The 21814-nt window shown below is 59.0% G+C and carries 17 protein-coding genes; 7 read left to right on the plus strand and 10 right to left on the minus strand.

Annotated elements, in window-relative coordinates; all coding sequences use genetic code 11:
• Nucleotides 1-200: 200 nt before the first annotated feature.
• The 6 genes from GH784_RS00330 to GH784_RS00355 form a co-directional block, all read right to left on the minus strand.
• Nucleotides 201-1349: an alpha-hydroxy acid oxidase gene (locus GH784_RS00330; RefSeq protein WP_127966099.1), complete on the minus strand. Its 1149-nt coding sequence runs from the start codon at nt 1347-1349 to the stop codon at nt 201-203.
• Between the two features lie 86 nt (nt 1350-1435).
• Nucleotides 1436-3058, minus strand: coding sequence for an ABC-F family ATP-binding cassette domain-containing protein (locus GH784_RS00335; protein ID WP_013761917.1), 1623 nt, complete (start codon nt 3056-3058; stop codon nt 1436-1438).
• A 162-nt stretch (nt 3059-3220) separates the two neighbouring features.
• Complete coding sequence (locus GH784_RS00340; protein ID WP_076845419.1) at nt 3221-4459, minus strand: vWA domain-containing protein; 1239 nt, start codon at nt 4457-4459, stop codon at nt 3221-3223.
• 157 nt (nt 4460-4616) lie between these two features.
• Nucleotides 4617-5495, minus strand: a complete 879-nt coding sequence (locus GH784_RS00345; RefSeq protein WP_065660424.1) for a transglutaminase family protein — start codon at nt 5493-5495, stop codon at nt 4617-4619.
• Between the two features lie 4 nt (nt 5496-5499).
• Nucleotides 5500-7905, minus strand: coding sequence for a circularly permuted type 2 ATP-grasp protein (locus tag GH784_RS00350; RefSeq protein WP_003511535.1), 2406 nt, complete (start codon nt 7903-7905; stop codon nt 5500-5502).
• Between the two features lies 1 nt (nt 7906).
• Nucleotides 7907-11236 (minus strand): transglutaminase family protein, encoded by a 3330-nt coding sequence (locus GH784_RS00355; protein WP_003511533.1) that lies wholly within the window; start codon nt 11234-11236, stop codon nt 7907-7909.
• Between the two features lie 71 nt (nt 11237-11307).
• Here GH784_RS00355 and GH784_RS00360 point away from each other — a divergent pair, with 71 nt between their 5' ends.
• Together GH784_RS00360 and GH784_RS00365 are read left to right on the plus strand one after the other, a co-directional pair.
• A complete protein-coding gene (locus GH784_RS00360) occupies nt 11308-11544 on the plus strand; it encodes a hypothetical protein (RefSeq protein ID WP_153793128.1) in 237 nt (78 codons plus the stop codon).
• Entirely contained in the window at nt 11529-13337 is a 1809-nt protein-coding gene (locus tag GH784_RS00365; protein ID WP_153793129.1) for an ABC transporter ATP-binding protein/permease, read from the plus strand. Before GH784_RS00360 ends, GH784_RS00365 begins: the two co-directional genes overlap by 16 nt.
• Nucleotides 13338-13375: 38 nt before the next feature.
• Here the strand turns inward: GH784_RS00365 and GH784_RS00370 are convergent, their stop codons facing one another.
• On the minus strand, nt 13376-13570 hold the full coding sequence (locus tag GH784_RS00370; RefSeq protein WP_013761913.1) for a hypothetical protein: 195 nt from the start codon (nt 13568-13570) through the stop codon (nt 13376-13378).
• Nucleotides 13571-13742: 172 nt separating this feature from the next.
• Between GH784_RS00370 and GH784_RS00375 the strand changes: the two genes are divergently transcribed.
• The 5 genes from GH784_RS00375 (at nt 13743) to GH784_RS00395 (ending at nt 18454) form a co-directional block, all read left to right on the plus strand.
• On the plus strand, nt 13743-14132 hold the full coding sequence (locus GH784_RS00375) for an acyl-CoA thioesterase (RefSeq protein ID WP_003511527.1): 390 nt from the start codon (nt 13743-13745) through the stop codon (nt 14130-14132).
• A gap of 165 nt (nt 14133-14297) precedes the next feature.
• A complete protein-coding gene (locus tag GH784_RS27670; RefSeq protein WP_013761912.1) occupies nt 14298-15485 on the plus strand; it encodes a carboxylate--amine ligase in 1188 nt (395 codons plus the stop codon).
• 6 nt (nt 15486-15491) lie between these two features.
• On the plus strand, nt 15492-16541 hold the full coding sequence (locus GH784_RS00385) for a polysaccharide deacetylase family protein (protein ID WP_013761911.1): 1050 nt from the start codon (nt 15492-15494) through the stop codon (nt 16539-16541).
• Nucleotides 16542-16701: 160 nt separating this feature from the next.
• Nucleotides 16702-17742: a four-carbon acid sugar kinase family protein gene (locus tag GH784_RS00390; RefSeq protein ID WP_013761910.1), complete on the plus strand. Its 1041-nt coding sequence runs from the start codon at nt 16702-16704 to the stop codon at nt 17740-17742.
• A 4-nt stretch (nt 17743-17746) separates the two neighbouring features.
• Complete coding sequence (locus GH784_RS00395) at nt 17747-18454, plus strand: FadR/GntR family transcriptional regulator (RefSeq protein WP_003511522.1); 708 nt, start codon at nt 17747-17749, stop codon at nt 18452-18454.
• Nucleotides 18455-18502: 48 nt separating this feature from the next.
• Here GH784_RS00395 and GH784_RS00400 read toward each other — a convergent pair whose 3' ends face one another.
• Genes GH784_RS00400 through GH784_RS00410 form a run of 3 tightly spaced genes read right to left on the minus strand, consistent with a single transcriptional unit; the run spans nt 18503 to nt 21776 of the window.
• Nucleotides 18503-19630, minus strand: coding sequence for an iron-containing alcohol dehydrogenase (locus GH784_RS00400; protein ID WP_013761909.1), 1128 nt, complete (start codon nt 19628-19630; stop codon nt 18503-18505).
• Nucleotides 19627-20583 carry a 4-hydroxythreonine-4-phosphate dehydrogenase PdxA gene (gene pdxA, locus GH784_RS00405; RefSeq protein ID WP_003511520.1) on the minus strand — a complete coding sequence of 319 codons (957 nt, stop codon included), beginning with the start codon at nt 20581-20583 and terminating at the stop codon, nt 19627-19629. Before pdxA ends, GH784_RS00400 begins: the two co-directional genes overlap by 4 nt.
• Nucleotides 20580-21776, minus strand: coding sequence for a sialidase family protein (locus GH784_RS00410; RefSeq protein WP_013761908.1), 1197 nt, complete (start codon nt 21774-21776; stop codon nt 20580-20582). The genes pdxA and GH784_RS00410 overlap by 4 nt, the downstream gene beginning before the upstream one ends.
• Between the last annotated feature and the right edge of the window lie 38 nt (nt 21777-21814).

A 21814-nucleotide genomic window follows, 5' to 3' on the forward strand; every position in this document is an offset into this window, starting at 1 on the left:
AAAATCCATTATGGCATGCATCATGCAACCATAATCATATTCGATCGGTCTTGCCAAGGTCACCACTGCGCAGCGCCGATAGCGTGAAAACCTCTCGAAACCGCTATGGTGGTTTCAAAGGGGTCATTCGGTACGGGTGATTATCCGACTATATTGTCGATAAGCTCGACAGGCCTCGATTTTCTCGCGCTGACACCGCTCTAGTCACGAAACCGCAGGTTCCGGCGTGTCAGTTGGTCGACGGTGGTGCAGCCCATCAGCTTCATGCCGCGCTCGATTTCGATGCGCATCAGCTCAAGCGCCCGCTCGACACCCGGCTGTCCGGCGGCGGCAAGCGGGAAAAGGTAATAGCGGCCAAGCCCCACGGCCTTCGCCCCCAGAGACAGGGCTTTGAGGACGTGCGTTCCGCGCTGAACACCGCCATCCATCATGACATCGATACGGTCACCGACTGCGTCGACAATCTCGGCCAGTTGGTCGAAGGCGCTACGCGAGCCATCGAGCTGGCGACCGCCGTGATTGGAAAGCACGATGCCGCTGCAACCGATATCGACGGCGCGTCTGGCGTCCTCCACGGACATGACACCCTTCAGACAAAAAGGGCCGCCCCATTCACGCACCATCTGTGCGACGTCGTCCCACGTCATGGATGGGTCGAGCATTTCGGTGAAATAGCGACTGATGGAAAGCGCGCCGCCGTCCATTTTGATGTGGCCGTCGAGCTGGGGCAGGCTGAAGCGCTCATGCGTCAGATAATTGATCCCCCAGGCCGGCTTGATGGCGAATTGCGCAATGCCGGAAAGATTGAGCTTGAACGGAATGGCAAAACCGGTGCGCTTGTCGCGCTCACGGTTCCCACCCGTGATGCTGTCCACCGTCAGCATCATCGTCTGCACACCCGCAGTCTTGGCGCGCGCCATCATATCGCGGTTGAGACCACGGTCCTTGTGGAAATAAAACTGATAGACCTGTGGGCCGCCGCTGATCCGGCGCGCTTCCTCGAGGCTGGTGGTGCCGAGTGAAGAAACGCCGAACATCGTGCCGAATTTTCCGGCTGCGGCCGCAACCGCCCGCTCCCCCTGATGGTGGAAGAGACGCTGAAGCGCCGTCGGGGAACAATAGACCGGCATCGCCAGCTTCTGCCCCATGACGGTGACAGACATGTCCACATCGGCCACACCCCGCAGCACCTCGGGAACGAGATCGCAATTCTCGAAGGCGGCCGTGTTTCTCCGGTACGTCACCTCATCGTCGGCAGCACCGTCGATGTAGTTGAAGATCGGTCCGGGAAGACGCTGTTTTGCCATTCGGCGAAAATCGTGGAAATTGTAGCAGTCTTTAAGTTGCATTTGTTAGTCCACCGATCCGCTCTGCAAACGTTAAAAGATGAAACCTGTCCCGGGAATTCTGCGTCTCATACGTCCGTCAAGCTGCCTCAGCTGCGCAGGCCCGGCGCTTCCTGTCCGGTGCTTTCTACATATTCCGTATATCCGCCGCCAAATTGGTGGATACCGTCAGGCGTCAGTTCCAGCACCCGGTTGGAAAGGGCGGCCAGGAAATGGCGGTCATGCGAAACGAAAAGCATCGTGCCTTCATATTCCGACAGGGCCTTGATCAGCATTTCCTTGGTGTCGAGGTCGAGATGGTTCGTCGGCTCGTCCAGCACGAGGAAATTCGGCGGGTCGAACAGCATGGCAGCCATGACCAGACGGGCCTTCTCACCGCCGGACAAAACGCGGCAGCGCTTCTCCACATCGTCACCGGAAAAACCGAAGCAGCCGGCAAGGGCGCGCAGCGGTGCCTGCCCGGCTTTCGGGAAACGTTCCTCCAGCCATTCCAGAATGGTGCTGTCGCCGTCCAGAACATCCATGGCGTGCTGGGCGAAATAACCAAGCTTGACGCTGGCGCCGAGAGTGACATTGCCGGAATCCGGCGTGGTCGTGCCAGTCACGAGTTTCAGCAAGGTGGATTTTCCGGCACCATTGACGCCCATGATGCACCAGCGCTCCTTGCGCCGCACCATGAAGTCCAGTTCGCCATAGATCGTGCGACTGCCATAGGCCTTGCTGACTTTCTTCAGCGCTACGACATCTTCGCCAGATCTCGGCGCCGGCGCAAATTCGAAAGCGACCGTCTGGCGCCGCTTGGGCGGCTCGACGCGGTCGATCTTTTCGAGTTTCTTGACGCGGCTCTGCACCTGTGAGGCATGCGAGGCACGCGCCTTGAAGCGCTCGATGAACTTGATTTCCTTGGCGAGCATCGCCTGCTGGCGTTCGAACTGCGCCTGCTGCTGCTTTTCGTTCTGCGCACGCTGCTGTTCGTAAAAGCCGTAGTCGCCGGAATAGGTGGTGAGGTTGCCAGCGTCAATTTCGATGATCTTGGTAACGATGCGGTTCATGAATTCGCGGTCGTGCGAGGTCATCAAAAGCGCGCCGTCGTAGTTCTTCAGAAAATCTTCGAGCCAGATCAGGCTTTCGAGATCGAGATGGTTCGATGGTTCGTCGAGCAGCATCACGTCCGGGCGCATCAGAAGGATGCGGGCGAGCGCTACGCGCATCTTCCAGCCGCCGGAAAGTTTGGCGACATCGCCATCCATCATTTCCTGACTGAAGCTCAACCCGTCCAGAACCTCGCGCGCGCGGCCCTCCAGCGCGTAGCCGTCCAGTTCTTCATACCGCGCCTGCACTTCGCCGTAACGCTCGATGATGGCATCCATTTCGTCCATCCGGTCGGGATCGGACATGGCGGCTTCCAGCTGCCGGAGTTCGGCTGCGACTTCGCTGACCGGGCCGGCGCCTTCCATGACTTCGGCCACGGCGGAACGGCCAGACATTTCGCCGACGTCCTGGTTGAAATAACCGACCGTCATGCCCTTTTCGACGACGACCTGTCCCTCGTCGGGCTGTTCCTCGCCGGTCATCATTCGGAACAGCGTGGTCTTGCCAGAACCGTTGGGGCCGACAAGGCCGATCTTCTCGCCGCGATTGAGCGCAGCGGAGGCCTCGATGTAGAGAATGCGGTGACTGTTCGACTTGCTGATATTTTCGATGCGGATCATGACAGGGGCCTGTGAATGGGAGCGGCTCTCCTATGCCATGTGTCGCCGGCGCTGTCACCTGCCGCGCACGCTGTGCCAGCCATGCAACCCGGCAAGGTCGCCCCGGGAACATCGCTCCCCGGAAGCGGGGTCGTTTCCGGGGGATGCTGGCTCGATTTTCCGTTAATTGGTCAGCGTTGCCAAACTGCCGGCAGCCTTGCGGGCAATTTCGCCGAAGGCGGTAACGATCTGCTCCATGTTTTCAGGCGCGTAATAATTGTCGAGACTGGACGCACAATGTTGCAGCAGCGACTTGCCCTTGTCCGGCGCCATGAACGCGACGCTGAAAATCTTGATACCGTCTTTCTTGGCCGTATCGCAGGTATTGCGCACGGTCTGGTCGATGCTGGAACTCCAGGAGGAGCTGTTTCCCGTCATTTCGCCATCCGTCATGAGAACGATGTATCGCTCGAAGGATTCGCTTTTCTTGTCCTTGTGTTCTTTCGCTTCAACGGTATTCGCTTTTTTAAGGGCGTTGTATGCGGCATTCAGACTGCTGCGGGCATCCGTACCGCCAGACGGAAACTCCGGGATCTGTTTGTCGACATAGGTGGCAATGCTGCTAGTACCCCAGGTGATAGGCTGGGCCGCGTAGGTCTCATGCGTATAGACCGAGGCTCCTGTTCGAACCAGTTCGGAACCGCCGTTGGCGGTATAAGTGGGATCGGCCTTGTTCAACGTCGCGACGAGATAGCCGACCGCGGTTTTTAGCGAAGTAGCCTTGTTGACGTAGCAGGGCGATGTATTTTTGAGATTGGGATAACTCCCCCAGTTATCGACCGTGTAGTTCTGGCACGACGTTTTCTTGGTGTTGAGCGTATCGGTCTTGAAGGACATCGAACCCGAGCGGTCGAGCACCAGATACATGGAGATCGGCGCGCCCTTGTTGACAGTGCTTACCGCGGTGCCTGTCGCGGCAAGGTCGAGTGTTTTCGCCCCGAAGAACCCCAAGAGCGGATTAAGCTGCATCTGGTAGTTTATCGTGGTCTGGATGGTGTAGGTCTTGCCGCGCGCATCGTCCGTTGTGCCAATATTGACTGGAGAGTTTTTCTCGAGCGCCTTCTTCTCCTCCTCGGTCAGGGTCTTTTCCATCTGGCTGGCGATGAAGGCCTTGGCGATTTCCTTGATTTGTTCGTCCGTCAGAGCGCCTTCTTTCAAGCGGGCCTCGGTCGCCGCCGCGAGAGCCGCCGAATCCGCCGTGTTCTGCAGGTCCGCTTTCACCTGCATCACATTCGCCAGCTCCATGCCGGCTCCCGCAAAACCAAGTAGCACCGGCAGCAATATTGCCGTCATCATGCCAAAATTGCCGCCCGTATCGGCAAGGAAACGGCGCGTCATTTTTTGATATGCGGAGGAGATCATAACGGGCTCACTAATTAGAACATTAGACTGAGCGCAGGAAACCCGCAAACGATGTAGAATCCACTAATGTAGACGGTTAAATTTTATACGTCGTTCAAATTGGTGCAGTTTTTCAAGTATTAATTCGAGTATGCTCATAATAACACGTAATGTATCATTACTGGACGGGAATGACGTCGACGGCCTGTTTGATCTGCTGGTTGCCGTAGCTCTTCAATACGCCGATCACCGGCGCGACATCGGAATAGTCCCGGCCATAGCCGACGACGATATGGTCGCTGCCGGCAACGATATCGTTTGTGGGGTCGAGCTCCAGATAACCGGCGGCCTCACCGCACCATACGCGAACCCAGGCATGCATCGCATCGGCACCTTCCAGACGTTCCTTGCCCGGCGGGGGGATGGTGCGCAGGAAGCCGCTGACGTAACCGGCGGGAATGCCGAGGCTACGCAGCGCCATGATCATGATATGCGAAAAGTCCTGGCATACGCCGCGTTTCAGCTTGAAGGCTTCCGACGGTGTCGTATCGACAGTCGTCGCTTCACCGTCATAGGTGAAGTCCTTGTGTATGCGTTTGCACATCGAGAGTGCGATTTCGCGAATGGTCATTCCGGGCTTCAGCAATTCCCGCGCATAGGCCGATATTGCCGTATCTGTCCCCAGTCTCGGGCTGGCGCCGATGAAGTGATGCGGTGACTGGAAGTCGACCGACCAGACGTCGGCAAGGTCTTGCGGCAGGCGTGAAAGCTCGGGTGAAAAATCTGCCGTCAGCGCAGGTGCCTCCACCATCACACGCGCCTGCATGCGGATATCCAGCTTTTCGTGCGGTGCGCGCAGATGCACTGAGGTGGCCGATTGATGAAAGAAATCCTCAAAGACCGCCCGTTCTTCCGGCACCGGCGAAACATCTATGGTGCCGGCGATGAAGCGCTGACGGCCCGGGATCGACAGGGGCAGCACGCGGATGATGTGACGCGCGCCATGGGCCGGCGTGTCGTAGGAGTAACCCATATGCAGGGAAAGGTCATAAAGCATCGGGTTATCCGAGATATGTCTGGGCCAGAACATCGGAGAGATGTTCCATGTCCGTTTCGAGCTGGCGGTAGATCGCGCCATTCATGTTTTCCGGCGTCATGACGGCAAGGCCGGAATGCAGCCGCATTGCCTCGCGGTAAAAGGGCGACATCTGGCCGTTCGTAAAGGCGTTCGGCAGCTGCTCCACCTCAGTACGAATCTCGTTCAGCTGAAACAGGATGGACCGTGGGTTGAGCGGATCGAGCGCCAGAAGATCGGTGACGGTCAGACCCGCCGTGCTGACATTGTATCGGCGGCGATGGGTCATGACGCTGTCACCGATTTCGAGCAGCATGTCATAGGATCCATCTGGCGCATCCGGTCCGGTCATGTGGCCGAGAAGCCTTGTCATATGCAGGCCACGTTCGAGATAGCGGCCGATCGACAGGAAACGCCAGCCGGTGAAACGATACATGTTTTCGTGCACGAGACCGGCGAAGCCTGCAAGCTTGCGAAGGAGGATCGTCATGGCATGGGTCGCGTCGTCGCCCGGCGAAACCTTTGCGTGGAACCGACGGGCAGTCTTGGCAAGGTCATTCAGCGCAAGCCATCCGTCCGGCGAAAAACGGTCTCGGATGTTGCTGGCGGAATAGAGCGCGCTGTTGATGTTGTTCAGCAGGCTTTCCGGCACGGCATCGTTCATTTCCACATCCAGCGCTTCGAGATAACGAGTCACATGCGCAAGCAAGGGCTGACGTGGGTCGGCGGATTCGGCATAACGTCCGTGCCAGGCGCGCAAGATGCGCAATGCGCCTTCCGAACGTTCGATATAGCGGCCGAGCCAGAAGAGGTTGTCCGCCGCACGGCTTGGCAGGCTGCCCGGCATATTGCGGGTGAAGCTTTCTTCCGCCGGTAAAAGCGTGGTGCGTTCCACCGGCTTGTCGCTGACGATCCAGACATCCGCAGCACTGCCGCCTGATTGCATGGCGATGGCCGATACATCGTTGCTGCTGCCGATCCGCGCAAAGCCGCCCGGCATGATCTGCCAGCCATCCTGGGTGCGGGCGGCAAAAACGCGAAGGCTCATCGGGCGCGGCACGAGCTTGTTGTCGATATAGGCCGGCGTGGTGGAAAGCGTCACCACCTCTTGGCCGACAAGCCTGTGGCCATCGGAAGCGAGCCAGTCGCTGATCGATTCCTTCGCCGTTTCGCGTAAGGACGAGCCGAGCACGGACTGACCGTTGTCTTCGAAGAAGGGCAGCCGGGAATAGGCCGGGCCGATGACCATGCCTTCGATGTTGCCGGCAACGTGGCGGCGCTCGGATTCCTGTCCGCACCACCAGGTCGCGATGGACGGCAGTTTCAGGTCTTCGCCAAGCAGGTGGCGACAGACGCGCGGCATGAAGGACAGCAGGGCCCGTGTTTCGAGAATGCCGGTGCCGAGCGCGTTGACGATTGTCAGTGCTTCATTGCGCAGCGCCTGGACCATGCCGGGCGTGCCGATGTGGGATTGCTGGTTCAGTTCCAGCGGATCGGAATAGGAGGCATCGAGGCGCCGCCAAAGCACGCCGATCGGTTTCAGTCCGGCCACGGTCCTTACCATCACGCGGCCGTTGACCACGGTCAGATCCTCACCCTCTAGCAGCATGAAGCCGAGATAGCGGGCGATATAGGCGTGTTCGAAATAGGTTTCGTTGGCGGGGCCGGGCGTCAGCACCGCGATGCGGTCATCCGGATGTTTTCTGTGCGACTGCAAGGTGTCGCGGAAAGCGCCGAAAAATGAAGCGAGACGGTGAACATGGGTTTCGGCATAGATGTCGGAAAGCGCGCGTGTGGTCGCCACCCGGTTTTCCAGCGCAAACCCTGCGCCGGAAGGCGCCTGTGTCCTGTCGGCCAGTACCCACCAGTTGCCATCAGGTCCGCGTCCAATCTCGAACGAGCAGAAATGCAGATAATGGCCGCTTGCAGGTTTTACGCCGACCATCGGCCGCAGATATTCCGGATTGGAGGCGATCAGTGCCGGCGGTACGTAACCTTCCTTCACCAGCCGGTTTTCGCCGTAAAAATCGGCGACCATGGCTTCCAGAAGATTGGCGCGCTGTTTAAGCCCTTCGGAAAGAACCGTCCATTCCTTGTCGTCGATCAGCACCGGAATATGAGAGATCGGCCAGTTTCTTTCGCTGCTGCCCTTGCTGTAATCGCGGTAAAACACGCCCGCATCGCGCAGATAGCGGTCGGTGCGGGCAAAGCGCTCATGCAGTTCGCGTTCCGACATGCGCGACAGGGCACCGAGCAGGGTTTTCCAGACCGGTCTGACCTTGCCGTTGGTATCGAGCATCTCATCGGCCACGCCGGGCAAGGTGGAGTAGTCAAGCCCGCGCGATTGCGCGCTCGTTTCCGTCTTGCGTTCCGTGGCCGGGGCTTTCGACAATTTATACTCCGTATGGCCGGCGCAGATCGAGCGTCAGCGGAAATTCTGGCGACACGGTTTCCGCCATCAACGGATATTGCCCGGCCGTATGTCCCCATGGTTCGAAACGGGCAAGGCGGCGTGCCTCGGCCTCGTTGCCGTTGACGGGAAAGGTCTCGTAATTGCGACCACCCGGATGAGCAACATGGTAGATGCATCCGCCGATCGATCGTCCCGACCATGTATCATAAATGTCAAAGGTCAAGGGCGAATTGACCGGCAGAACGGGATGCAGGCCGGAAGAGGGCTGCCACGCCTTGAAACGAACACCGGCCACCGCAACGCTTCGGTTTTCCGTCGGAGTTAGCGGAACGGCGCGACCGTTGCACGCCACGGTATAGCGCGCAGGGTTGGAGGTTTCGAGGCGGACCTGCATACGCTCGACGGAGCTGTCGACAAAACGCACGGTTCCCCCGATGGCACCCTGTTCGCCCATAACATGCCAGGGCTCCAGAGCCTGGCGCAATTCCAGCTTCGCGCCTTCGTATTCCACCTCACCGAAGAAGGGGAAACGGAACTCCTGCTGGGCTGTGAACCATTCCGGCTTCAGGTCGAAGCCATTTTCCCTCAGGTCTCCGAGCACGTCCATAAAGTCCGCCCAGATGTAGTGCGGCAGCATGAATCGGTCTGCAAGTGCCGTGCCCCAGCGCACGAATTTGCCGGCGGCAGGGTTCTTCCAGAAACGGGCGATGAGGGCACGCACCAGCAATTGCTGGGCGAGCGACATGCGGGCATTCGGCGGCATTTCGAAGCCGCGGAACTCCACAAGACCAAGGCGGCCGGTCGGCCCATCCGGAGAAAACAGCTTGTCGATGCAGATTTCGGCGCGGTGGGTGTTGCCCGTCACATCCGTCAGGAGGTTGCGGAACAGGCGGTCGACCAGCCATGGCAGCGGCGGCGCACCCTGGCCAGGGGCAGGCACCTGCGCCAGCGCGATCTCCAGTTCGTAAAGGCTGTCGTGGCGGGCTTCGTCGATGCGGGGCGCCTGACTCGTCGGTCCGATGAACAGGCCGGAGAACAGGTAGGAAAGCGACGGGTGCCGCTGCCAGTGCAAGACAAGGCTTTTCAGAAGGTCGGGACGGCGCAGGAAAGGGCTGTCATTCGGGTTGGCCCCGCCCACGACCACATGGTTGCCACCACCGGTGCCGGTGTGACGGCCATCGATCATGAATTTGTCAGCGCCCAGACGCGTCTGTCGCGCCTCTTCATAGACCGCCGTGGTGATGTCGACACAATCCTTCCAGCTTGCGGCCGGGTGGATGTTGACCTCGATGACGCCGGGATCGGGCGCTACACGGATGACATTGATACGCTCGTCATGCGGTGGAGCATAACCTTCGATATGGACGGGCAGCCCGAGCTCGGCCGCTGCCGCTTCTGCCGCTGCGACCAGTTCCAGATAATCCTCGATGCGTTCGACAGGCGGCATGAAGACGCAGAGCCGTCCATCGCGCGGTTCCACCGACATGGCTGTGCGCACCGCGCCGCCGATTTCACCAAGCGTCTGCTCGATGCGTTCCTGGCCGGATGCCTCATCCGCATGGAAAGACGCTTCCGGCATGGTGCGTCCGGAGGGCTGGAATTTCTCGGGAAGCGGCCCTCGCGGGATCGAAGGGTCAGCTTCATGGATATAAGGATAAGCGGATGGCGGCACATGGGGCAGGGTGCCAAGCGGCAGGCGGTAACCTACCGGGCTATCACCCGGAACGAGGAAAATCTTGCCGCGCCGTGTTTTCCATTTCTCGCTGACCCAGCGTTTGTCTGTGGTGGGCTTGGCGTTCCACGCCTGCACCGGAAGAATATAACCCGTCGGTGTCGTCAGCCCGCGTTCGAACACGCGGGCAAGGCGATTGCGTTCTTCCGGGTCTTTCAGTTTCGAGTTGGACGGATCGACATTTTCGGGAAGACTACCTTCCTTGATGATCCATTCGGCAGGATCCTCATAGGCCGGAAGCACCAGATCGGGCTCCACACCGAGATGAGTGGCGATACCGCTCAGTAGCTTTTGCGCGTCGTCGGCCGCAACACCGGTATTTGCGCCTTCTTCGGCAATCAGCGCAGGGTTCTGCCAGATCGGCAGACCGTCCTTTCGCCAGTAGAGCGAAAATGTCCAACGCGGCAGGCTTTCGCCTGGATACCATTTTCCCTGCCCGTAGTGCAGGAAGCCGCCGGGCGCGAAACGTTCGCGCAGGCGGCGGATCAACACGTCCGCTTTTTCGCGTTTCGTCGGTCCAACCGCGCCGGTGTTCCATTCCTCGGATTCGAAATCGTCGATGGAAACGAAGGTCGGCTCGCCGCCCATGGTCAGCCTGACGTCATGGGCGTTCAGAACCTGATCGACCTTTTCGCCGAGTGCATTGAGGCTCTCCCAGCTTTCATCGGAGAAGGGTTTGGTGATGCGCGGGGTCTCGGCAACGCGCCGAACCTGCATGTCGAAAGCGAATTCCGTATTGGCCTCGCCGAAATAACCGCCGGAAATCGGCGCGGCATTGCGGAAATGCGGCGTTGCCGCCAGCGGAATATGGCTCTCGCCGGTCAAAAGCCCCGAAGTGGGGTCGAGACCGACCCAGCCGGCGCCCGGCATATAGACCTCGGCCCAGGCATGCAGATCGGTGAAATCGACCTCTGTCCCTGACGGGCCATCCAATGCCTTGAGATCCGGTGTCAGCTGGATGAGGTATCCCGACACGAAACGTGCGGCAAGGCCGAGATGTCTCAAGATCTGGACGAACAGCCAGCTGGTGTCGCGGCATGAACCCTTGCCGGAAGCCAGCGTTTCTTCCGGCGTCTGAACACCCGGCTCCATGCGGATGACGTAACCGATTTCCTGCTGCAGACGGGCGTTGAGGCCGACGACCATATCCACCGTCGGCTGCCCGGGTGTGTGGTCCACGGTGGCCATGAAGGCGGAAAGCAGGGGGCCGGTCGGTTCCGGTTTCATGTATATGGACAGATCTTCCCGCAGCTCCTGCGGATAATCGAACGGCCACTTGGTCGCCTCTTCCTCAACGAAGAAATCGAACGGATTGTAAACCGTCATATCGGCGACAAGATCGACCTCGATCTTAAATTCCGTCGCCGGCTCGGGAAAAACGAAACGGGCGAGATAATTGCCGTATGGGTCCTGTTGAAGGTTCACGAAATGATTGGACGGTGAAACCTTGAGAGAATGGCTGATAACATGGGTTCTGGAGTGCGAGGCGGGCTTCAATCTTATGATTTGCGGTCCAAGGCGAACCGGATTGTCGTATTTATAATGCGTCAGATGATAGATGCTCGCTTTGATCGCCATTAATCTGCCTTGCCCGGTTTTCCGGTTTATGCGGTTTGTCCGCCCCTCTGAAATTATTTGGATTTTGTGCAATGCAGGAAAAGAAAGCAAGGATCATTTCCGGAGGCACCCGCATTGTTGGCCGAGGCGCCGATGTTTGCTGGCGCGAAGAATTGCCGCGGCTTTTTAATTGTCTCCCTGGGGATTTCTCCGCGGTTGTGGACAAGGTTGAACGGCGTGTTATTGCTGGGCATCGCAAGGTGCAGCATCGCAAACCGCTTTCCTTGCCGACTGACGTTTCGGAATGGAATGAATGGCAACAACGGTGACCGACGATCAGCGCAAGAGTGCGGCGAACCTTTCGGGCTTCGATCTCGATTTTCGTTCGCAACTACGCATGATGGGCAATGCCTTCTGGACGTCGCCGGTTCGCAACCGGCTGATATTGCTGTCGATTGCCCTGCTCACGGTGATATTGCTCACCGCTTACGGGCAGATCAGGCTCAATGAGTGGAACGCGCCGTTTTACAATGCGCTGGAGCGGCGCGATCTTGACGCCTTCCTCCACCAGCTCGAAGTCTTCGCGATCATTGCCGGGCTGTTGTTGCTTCTCAATGTCATTCAGACCTGGCTTAACCAGATGACGGCGCTGAACATGCGCGAGGGTCTTGCCAAGGATATGGTGGACCAGTGGCTGAAACCGGGGCGCGCCGCCCGCCTTGCCGGTTTCGGCACGATTGCGATCAATCCGGACCAGCGTTTGCACGACGATGTCCGCAACCTTGCGGAAAGCAGCACGGCGCTTTCCATCGGCCTTGTGAATGCGACGATCCTGCTCATCAGCTTCATCGGCGTTCTGTGGACATTGTCGGCAGGCTTTTCCATCACGATCAACGGCGATCCGGTCGCGATTCCCGGATACATGGTCTGGGCGGCGATCCTTTATGCGGGCTCGGCGTCCCTGCTCAGCAACCTTGTCGGCTATCGTCTGGTCGGCCTGAATGCTGAACGTTATTCAAAAGAGGCCGAACTACGCTTTTCCCTGATGCGGGCCAGCGAAAATCTGGCGGCGATTGCGCTTGCGCGTGGTGAAAAAAACGAGCGGCGGCGGATCGGCGTCGATATCGATGCCGTGCTCGGCGTAATCCGCGGGCTCGCTTTAGCAATGACGCATCTGACCTGGGTGTCGTCGGGCTACGGCTGGTTGGCGGTTGTGGCGCCCATTCTTATCGCAGCACCAGTTTATTTTTCCGGCAACCTCACCTTCGGCGGGCTGATGATGGCCGTCGGCGCCTTCAACCAGGTCAATACCGCACTTCGCTGGTATATCGACAATTTCGGGCCGATTGCCAGCTGGAAGGCGACGTTGCAGCGTGTTTCGGTGTTTCGCAACGCTCTGATCCAGATGGATAGCGTTGAACAGCACGGCCTCGCAATCGATCTTCAACGGAGTGCCGACAACGAAAAAATCCGCCTTCGGTCGGTGACTATCTGCCGTGATGCGGGCGGGCAGGATCTGGAGCGTGGTTTCCGGCTGCGCGAGGCCGAGGTTGAAATCGGGCGGGGTGATCGTCTGATGATCAATGGCGAACAGGGCGTGAACCGGCGGCTGCTGTTTGCCGCCATGGCCGGCCTGTGGCCATGGGGGCAGGGCAGCATCGAAATGCCCGAACAGTCCGACACGCTTTTCATTGCCCAGCACGGCTATTTGCCAACAGGAACGCTGCGCGAAATTCTGGCCTATCCGCGCGCGCCCCAGCGGTTTGTGGAGGCAGACTATGTCGCGGCGCTGACCGCGTGCGGTCTCGGTGAAATGGCGCCCCGGCTTGATGAACACATTCGCTGGGACAAGAAGCTGGATTCGGATGAACAGGCCAGCATCAGGATCGCCAATGCCCTGTTGTTGAAGCCGAAATTCATCGTCATCGACGATTTGCTGGAAGGGCTGGAAAAACAGACACAGGATACGCTGGCGGAGGTTTTGAATGGGATCGACGGCGTAGCGATTATCTATATCGGCAGATCAGAGACATTTTTGTCGGTTCTTACCCCGGCTTTGGCCCATCTGGACCATGCCACCATGAAGGAAAATACCGTAAAGCCGGATGTCGCTCCAAAATAAGCCGCAGGGTTATGCTGCTGTTGACCTCATCGTGCGGATCAAAGCCGCAAATGCCATTTTTCGAGGTCCAGCCGTTGCTGTTTGGCAAGGCTTATGGTGCCGTCCGGCTCCATCTGCGAGCGCAGAACAAAGGTGCCGGTCGCCAGGCTGATGGCAATGACGCTGGCAACCGCGAGAATGATACGGTCGTAGCGCTGCTGTATCTTATTGTTTCCACTCCAGTCATAGGCCATTCGCACGCCCTCGCGGTTTTTTGGAATCGTGCCGCATCATGGTTAACCGAAGCTTACGATGGCTTCGTGATTCCTTGCTGTTTTGGAAGGGCTGCCGCGAAAAATCGGCTATTGGCTGAGGGGGCGCGGTTGTTTAAATCCGGCGTCGGGAGGTTCTTGAAAGGAATTTGATATGGAACAGCAACCGCCCGCCGATATGGAACTCACGCTCAGAACGCTTGCCATGCCGGCTGACGCTAATCCGGCCGGCGACATTTTCGGCGGTTGGGTGATGTCGCAGATGGACCTTGCCGCCTTCGTCCGCGCCAATGATGTGGCAGGCGGGCGTACCGTCACAGTGGCGGTTCATGAAATAGTCTTCAAGAAACCGGTCAAGATCGGCGATACATTGTGTGTCTATACTAGGATCGAAAAGGTTGGGCGCACCTCCGTCACGCTCAAGATCGAGGCCTGGACCCGCAGGCACTATCAGGATTCCCGGGAAAAGGTTACGGAGGCCGTCTTCATCATGGTAGCGGTGGATGACAAAGGCGAGCCGCGCCCTGTGCGCAAAGAGGCGTAAGGCGCTTGCCTTCGAAGCAAACTTCCAACCGTTCGCAGGCAGCCGAAAGAGCATGAGGCTCTTCGGCTCCGCCAATTCGATGTCCGAACGCGCAATACTTTAGAAATATCCAATTTATTTATCAATTTTTGCGATCAAGGTATGGAATAGGGCGGGGATCAGGCTGTGACCATTCCAGGTGTTGTTATTGTTGGTGGCGCTCACGGCACGCTTGCCCTTGCCCGAAGCCTTGGCGCCCTTGATGTGCCTGTGCACTATATCACCCATGATTCACCGCTGCCGGGCTGGTCGCGTTTCGTGAAGAACACGATCCGCTGGTCCGGTCCTCTTGATGCAGGGGCGATGGCGTTTTTACGCGATATGGCAGACAAGCATCATCTGAAAGGGTGTCTTCTGGTGCCATCAGGGGATGGCGAGGTTCAGCTCGTTTCACAACATCGCGATGAGCTTTCCGCCCTTTACAAAATCGTCCTGCCTGATTGGTCCTCCCTTCAATGGTTGTGCGAGAAACCGCTGCTCTACAAACGCGCGGCGGAACTCGGTGTCAGCTTCCCCAGGACCTATGCCATGGTCTCGTCCGATGACGCCGATGCGCTGGACGTGACGTTTCCCGTTATCCTGAAGCCGAATATGGGCGGGGGCGATACCGCGATTTCCCGGGCGAAGGTTATCCGCGCCGATGACAGGCAGGCGCTGAAAGCCGCTTTTGCCGCTGCGAGCGGCGAGATCGGCGCGGGCAATGTCGTCGTGCAGGAGCTCATTCCCGGCGGGGGAGAAAGCCAGTTTTCCTATGCGGCGCTCTGGCGCAATGGCGAGCCTGTTGCAGAATTCACCGCCCGGCGCCTGCGTCAGTATCCCGTCGATTTTGGTTACACCAGCACCTGTGTCGAGGTTGTCGACAACCCTCAAGCGATCGATGCGGCAAGGAAAATATTGAAATCGGCCGGTCACAGCGGGTTGGTCGAGGTGGAGTTTAAGCGGGATGGCAGGGATGGATCGCTGAAACTTCTCGATGTTAATCCGCGCCCATGGTCGTGGTTCGGCCTGTGTTCAGCGGCCGGCATCGATCTCGGCGCGCTGCTGTGGCAGGTTGCCAACGACATGCCGACCGGCCAGATGCTCGATGCGCGGCAAGGTGTGTCATGGTCCTATCTTGTCCGTGATGCCATTGCCGCATTGACGTTGAATCGACGGGGACAGGCGGGAATTGGGGACTATGTCGCCTCTCTGCGCACAATCCGCAGCTGGGCGGCTTTTGCGGCGAACGATCCTTTGCCGGGCCTTATCGACCTGCCGCTGACGGTCTGGAGAGTCATCAAAAAACGGGTTCTGCCCGGTTTGAAGTTGCGGTAATCGGTAATGGTGTTATTGCGGTCGGTAAAACGCTCTCTGAAATATGGGGTCATAAGGGCGGGGCTGGAGGTAGCTTCCCTGCCGGCGGTTCGTGCGGCTTTTCCGGCTCTTGCAGGGCGTGGCGTGATCTTCACGCTGCACCATGTTCGTCCGGACGAGGAAGCGTCAGCTTTTGCGCCGAATGCACACTTGTCGATCACGCCACAATTTCTGGAAGAGGCGATAGAGGCGGCGCTCGAATGTGGTCTCGTTCCCGTTCATCTGCACGATCTGCCGGGCCTGCTCGCCGATAATTCCGAGAAACGGTCGTTCTGCGCTTTCACGCTTGATGACGGCTATCGCAACAATGCCGAATATGCTGCACCGATTTTCCGGAAATATGCTGTTCCCTATACGATTTTCATCACGCCGGGTTTTGTGGAGCGGACGCGTAGCGTGTGGTGGGAAACCACTGCCGCGCTGACGCAGAAAGCCACGTCCTTTGAATTCGATTTCGGGACAGGGCCGGAGGAGATTAAATCCGGCAGCCTTCCACAAAAAGCGGAAGCCTTTGCGCGTCTGGAAAACTTCGTTCAGATATTCGCGGAGGACGAGGCGGTGGAGAGGATCGACCGTGTCGCGAGGCAACATGGTATCGATCCGATCGCGATCGTGGAAAAACTCGTCATGGATGCGGCCGAACTCAAGGCGCTGTCAAGCGATCCCCTGGTCCATCTCGGCGCGCATACCATGATGCATGTGAACATGCGCAAGATCGATGCGGCGCGTCTGGCATACGAAATCGAGGAATCGACAAGACGGGTGGAGACCTATGTCGGCCGTCGGCCGAGGTCCTTTTCCTATCCCTATGGCTGGATAAAGGCCGTGGGAGAACGCGAGGCGAAAGCGGTGTTTGATGCGGGATTTCCCGTAGCTGTTACCACGCAGGCCGGTGTTCTTGGGGCCCATAGCCTTGAAAAGCCGATGCTGTTGCCGCGCGTTTCGCTGAACGGTCGCTTTCAGAAAAAGCGCTTTGTCAAAGCGCTCATCTCAGGCCTGCCTTTCCGGTTCGTCTAGGGATCAACCTCTCCCTGCCATCTTTCGCCGATGACGACGACATGTGTCGGTGCAGCTAATCGAGCTGTCGTGTTGTTTTTGTTATTCACATCCATTTATCTATTGATTATAAATAAATTTATCGAAGGAAAACATTACAACTTTTCTTAAGGTTTCGCCCGTGCTGTTGATATTTTCCGATGACCTGACCGGTGCGCTTGATGCGGCCGCCCCCTTCGCCGGGCGTGGGCTTTCGACTGAAGTTGCGATCGGTCTTGACGGCGTCCCTGCAGCGGTGGCCGATGCGCCGGCCGTCCTCAGCGTCAATCTGGGTTGTCGGGATGGCAAGGCGGATGAAGCCCGCCGCCGTACGCAGGAACTGATAGCACTGGTTCCGGCCGATACAGTTCTGTTCAAGAAGATCGATTCCCGCCTGAAAGGACATATCGCCGCGGAAATGGATGCTGTTTCCTACCGGCATGCGCTTGTAGCGCCAGCCATTCCGGATTTTGGACGCATCGTCGTAGACGGTTCCGTGTCCGGCTTTGGCGTTGAGGGCACGATTTCGGTTCATGAAAGACTGGGCGGTCACGCCAGCCGCTGCACAATACCAGACACCCTATCGCATGCGGACATCAGGGAGGCTTTGCTTGCCGGGCGCGCAAACGGGGTTGATCTTCTGGTGGGCGCGCGAGGGCTGGCCGAGGCGCTGGCCGAAATGATGACAGCGCAGGCAGTGCCCGAAGCGGCATCTATTCCCGCGGGTAAGGGGCTTTTCGTCATAGGTTCGCGCGACCCGATCACCGTTGAACAAATTGAAATCCTTAAAGGAACGGGGTTGGTATCGGTCACCGATGCACCCAATGGCGTCGTGCCCTTTGACGCGCATGCTCGTTCCAGCCTGACGCTCGTTTACGCGACGCAAGGGGCGGAAGATCTTTCCCCGCTCGAGGTTTCAGACCGGCTGGCGTGTGGCGTCGTGCCGCTTTTCACCACCGGGACCGACACGTTGCTTTTGTCCGGCGGCGCCACGGCCGAAGCGGTGCTGCTGGCCATGGGGGTATCGCGTCTGCGCCTTGCCGGCGAGTGCCTGCCCGGTCTTGGTGTCGGCTGGTCCGGTGACCAATGTATCATTGCGAAGTCAGGTGGTTTTGGGCAAGCTGACACGTTGAAACGGATTGCGAAAATGATGCTTGGCGAAAATGACGCTGGAGAAAGCTGACCAGATGGGGCTGATGAAAGAAACGGCGCGCAAGGCACTTCCGGACATTATTTTCGAGAGAATGCACCGGGCGATCAAATCCGGCGCCTACAAGCCGGATGAACGGCTTCCGACCGAACATGAACTCGCCATGGAATTCGAAGTGTCGCGACCGGTGGTCCGCGAGGCGCTTCGGCGGCTGCGCGAACAGGGGTTCATCTATTCGCGAAGGGGTTCCGGCAGCTATGTGCGGGCATTCGGCCTGCGCGAGCCGCTGGGCTTCGGCCAGCTCGAAAATGTCGCTGACCTGCTGAACTGTTATGAATTCAGGCTGACTCTGGAGCCGGCAGCTGCTGCTGCGGCGGCCCTGCGGCATGATGGCGAGAGGCTCGTCGCAATCAAAAAGGCGCTCGAGCTGATGCGGGACGCGACCAATCGCCAGTCCCACCGTGAGGATGCCGATTATCAGTTCCACCTTGCCATCGCGCGGGCGGCACGGAATAGCTATTTCTCGACTGCGATGGAGGCTCTCAAGGACCACATTGCGGTGGGAATGAAGTTTCACGGCATGTCGGTGAAGCGTGAGGCATCCGGCCTTACCCGCGTGTTTGCCGAGCACGAGGCGATTGCGGTGGCGATTGCCGAAGGAGATGCCGAGGCCGCGCGGCGGCTGATGCACGACCATCTGACGGGATCACGTGACCGCCTCTTCGAGTCTTCGCATACGGATTGAGGCAAGTGACGGCGAGCCGGTGCGCGCGATAGCGCACCGGACTTTCGATTAGAAAGCGCGGCGGTAAATGCCGAGCACGTCATCAAGGCTCATATCGACGGGATTGTTGTCCATCAGCCGGCGGATTGCGTGAGCGTCTTGCGCATAACGGGGAAGGTCGGTTTCGCTTGCCCCGTGCCGCGCAAGGGACATTTCAATGCCGAGGCCCGCGCAGAAATCTGTCGCTGCCTTGCGAAGATCATCGGATGAAAGATGCTCGCGAAGCCCAAGCGCTCCGGCCACCTCCGCCGTCTTTGCCGAAACCGCGTGCTGGTTGAAAGCCAGAACATGCGGGAAGACGATAGCGTTTGCCAGCCCGTGCGGCAGGTTGAGAAGCGTGCCGAGCGGATAGGCGATGGCGTGACCCGCCGCCGTATTGACCGGGCCAAGGCAGATGCCGCCATAGTAGGAGGCGAGCATCATTCCTTCGCGGGCTTCGGTATCAGCGCCGTCGCGAACGGCGCGCGCCAGATATTTGCCCACCAGCGAAAAGCCCATGCGGGCAAAACCGTCGATCATCGGATGGGCCTTGCGATTGGTGAAAGCCTCCACGCAATGCGCCATGGCATCCACCCCCGTCGCCGCTGTCACAGCTGATGGCACGGAATACGTGAGTTCCGGATCGAGCACCGCGAAATCGGCAATCAGATGAGGGCTTTCGACCGCGACCTTGCTGCCCTTGACGGGATCGGTGATGAGCGAGCGAATCCCGGCTTCCGAGCCGGTTCCGGCGGTGGTGGCAATCTGGACGAGCCTGGTGTCGCGCCCTGCGACCCTGTTCGGTCCCGCCACATCCTCAAGCGTCTGGCTGGAATTCCAGAGAGCGGCGACGAGTTTCGCCACATCCATCACCGAGCCACCGCCGAGGCCGATGACGAGATCGGGTTTGGCGGCGCGCGCTGCGGCCAGTGCTGCATCGAGCGTCCCTGTGTCCGGTTCGCCGGGAATGGCGTCGAAGACAGTGAAAGGACCCTGCAATTGCAGCCGGTCGGCAAATTTCGCTGTCAGCGGTGTGGCGATCACCAGGGTGGAAGCGGTTTTGCCGGCCCAGGCGCCGACCTGTGAAATGGTGCCTGCGCCAACGGCAAGCCTGCGCGGCTGATGGATGAGAATGGAGGCTGTGGACATGGTGTTCATCCTCTTGCGCCCTTGCCCGCCACGAGCTTGCGCGCATAGGCGATGGCCTCATTCATGTTGCCGTGATTGGCGATGCCTTTGCCGGCGATGTCGAAGGCCGTTCCATGATCGACCGAAGTGCGATCAATTGGCAGATCGACCGAGACATTGACGGCGGTATCGAAGGCGACGAGCTTGATCGGGATATGGCCCTGATCGTGATATTGCGCGACAACCAGATCGAAAGTGCCCGAATAGGCGCGGTGGAACACGGTATCGGCGGAGATCGGCCCGTGTACCTCGATGCCTTCAGCGCGCGCGGCGGCAACCGCTGGCGCAATCTGGTCATCATCCTCGGTGCCGAACAGACCGTTTTCGCCGCAATGCGGATTGATACCGGCAACCGCGATGCGCGGCCGCTCGTAACCGATGCGCTTTAAATGAGCATTGCCAGCGCGGATGGTCGCCAGCACCCGCTCCGTCGTTGCCCGGCGAATGGCTTCCTGCAGGGACACATGGGTCGAGACGTGAATGACCTTCAGCCGCTCGGAGGCAAGCAACATGTAGGCGGCTGAAGAACCGGTCAAGCTGCGCAGCATGCCGGTGTGGCCGTCATAATGGTGGCCCGCAAGATTGAGGGCCTCCTTGTTAATCGGAGCAGTGACGATGCAGCCGATTGCGCCCGCTTCGGCATCCCGCACCGCTTTTTCAATGAAACGGAAAGCGGCGTCTCCGGCAACCGGCGACAGCGTGCCCCATGGCAGCGGCGCACCCTCCACCGGCAGATCGACCACATTCCGAGTAAGATCGATGTCGATGCCAAGCGCACCCCGCGCCGCTTCCAGCGTGGCAAGGTTGCCATAAATCCGCGTTGCTTCCCTATCCGGGGCGGACATTTCCGCAAGCGCGCGGACGGTGATTTCCGGGCCGACGCCGCAGGGGTCACCCATGGTGATACCAATGATGTTGCTCATCCGATTCTCCCGTCCTTGGCGTCTGCCCAGCCGGGCGCCAACCGGACATATTTGATTGCGCGGCGATGATAGGTGTAGCTTGCGTGCAGGGTACCGTCCGCTGCCTCCAGAAGCCATGGATAGGACATTTCCAGATTGCGGCCGTCGGTCGAATCGTTGGACAGGCAGGTGCCCGGCCCGTCCTCGATCAAAATCCGGGTAGGAAAGCTGCGGCCGTCGTCATCGGACAGGCAGATGGAAACCGGCGCGCGCGGCACACCCCATATGGGCACACATCCACCGCTCGGATCGGCATCCGGTCTGTCGTCTTCCTCGCCCAGTTCGTCATAAAGCGAGGCGCGGCGGTCGCTGGATTGCGCGGCGTTGATGGGGTTGCAGATCATTGCCAGTCTGCCGTCTGCGAGCCTGATCGCGGCGATGGAGGAATTGTTGTTCGGCACGTCGGTCAGCTGCGGCTCTGCCCACGAGCGACCGCCATCTGTGCTTTCCGTGCGGTAAACGAAATCGGCCTGACGGCGGCGAAAAAAAGCGGAGTAGCGTCCATTCGCGCCCGCAACCGGGCTCATATGAACGCAGCCGGTCGAGCCCGCCAGCTCCTGCAATTGCCATGTGAGGCCGTTATCCTTCGATATGCCGAGTGCTGCGGTATCGTGGCTGCCGTTCCATTTCTGGCCGGGGCGCTGGAGGCAGCGGAAGATCGGTAGAAGCCAGGCGCCGTCATCGCGGATGCGAAGCGGCGCACGGATGAAGCAGCCTTTCGGAAGATCGAGAAAACGGCCATCTTCGGTGGAAAGCTTTTCCGGTATTGCCGGATCGAGTACGACCCGCGCCATGCGGATGCGGCATTCGTCCTGATTACCGGAGGGCTGGGCGGTGTGAAACAGCCAGAGAGTGCCATCAGGTGCGGTGAAAATAACCGGGTTCTGTTCGGAATGGGCGGGATCGTTGCTCAGGCGCTGCGGCGCTCCCCACCGGCTCGCGCCGGGTGTGAGCGCGGACGCGAAGATCGAAATATCCGATTTTCCCTCCAGCGTTCCGCCAAACCAGGCGCACAGCAGGGTGCCGTCCTGCAAAAGGTGCAGAAAGCTCGCATGGTTCTGGATCATCGGCGATGGCAGAAACGCTTCGTGCCGGTTTTCCGAAACGGCATGGATGGCTCCGGTCATGGCGTGAGCAATGTCATCAGGGGTCATCGTGGTCTCCTCTTGGTCTGATGAAAATGACATATTCA

The sequence above is a fragment of the Agrobacterium tumefaciens genome (genome assembly GCF_009649785.1).
Taxonomy (GTDB): domain Bacteria; phylum Pseudomonadota; class Alphaproteobacteria; order Rhizobiales; family Rhizobiaceae; genus Agrobacterium; species Agrobacterium tumefaciens.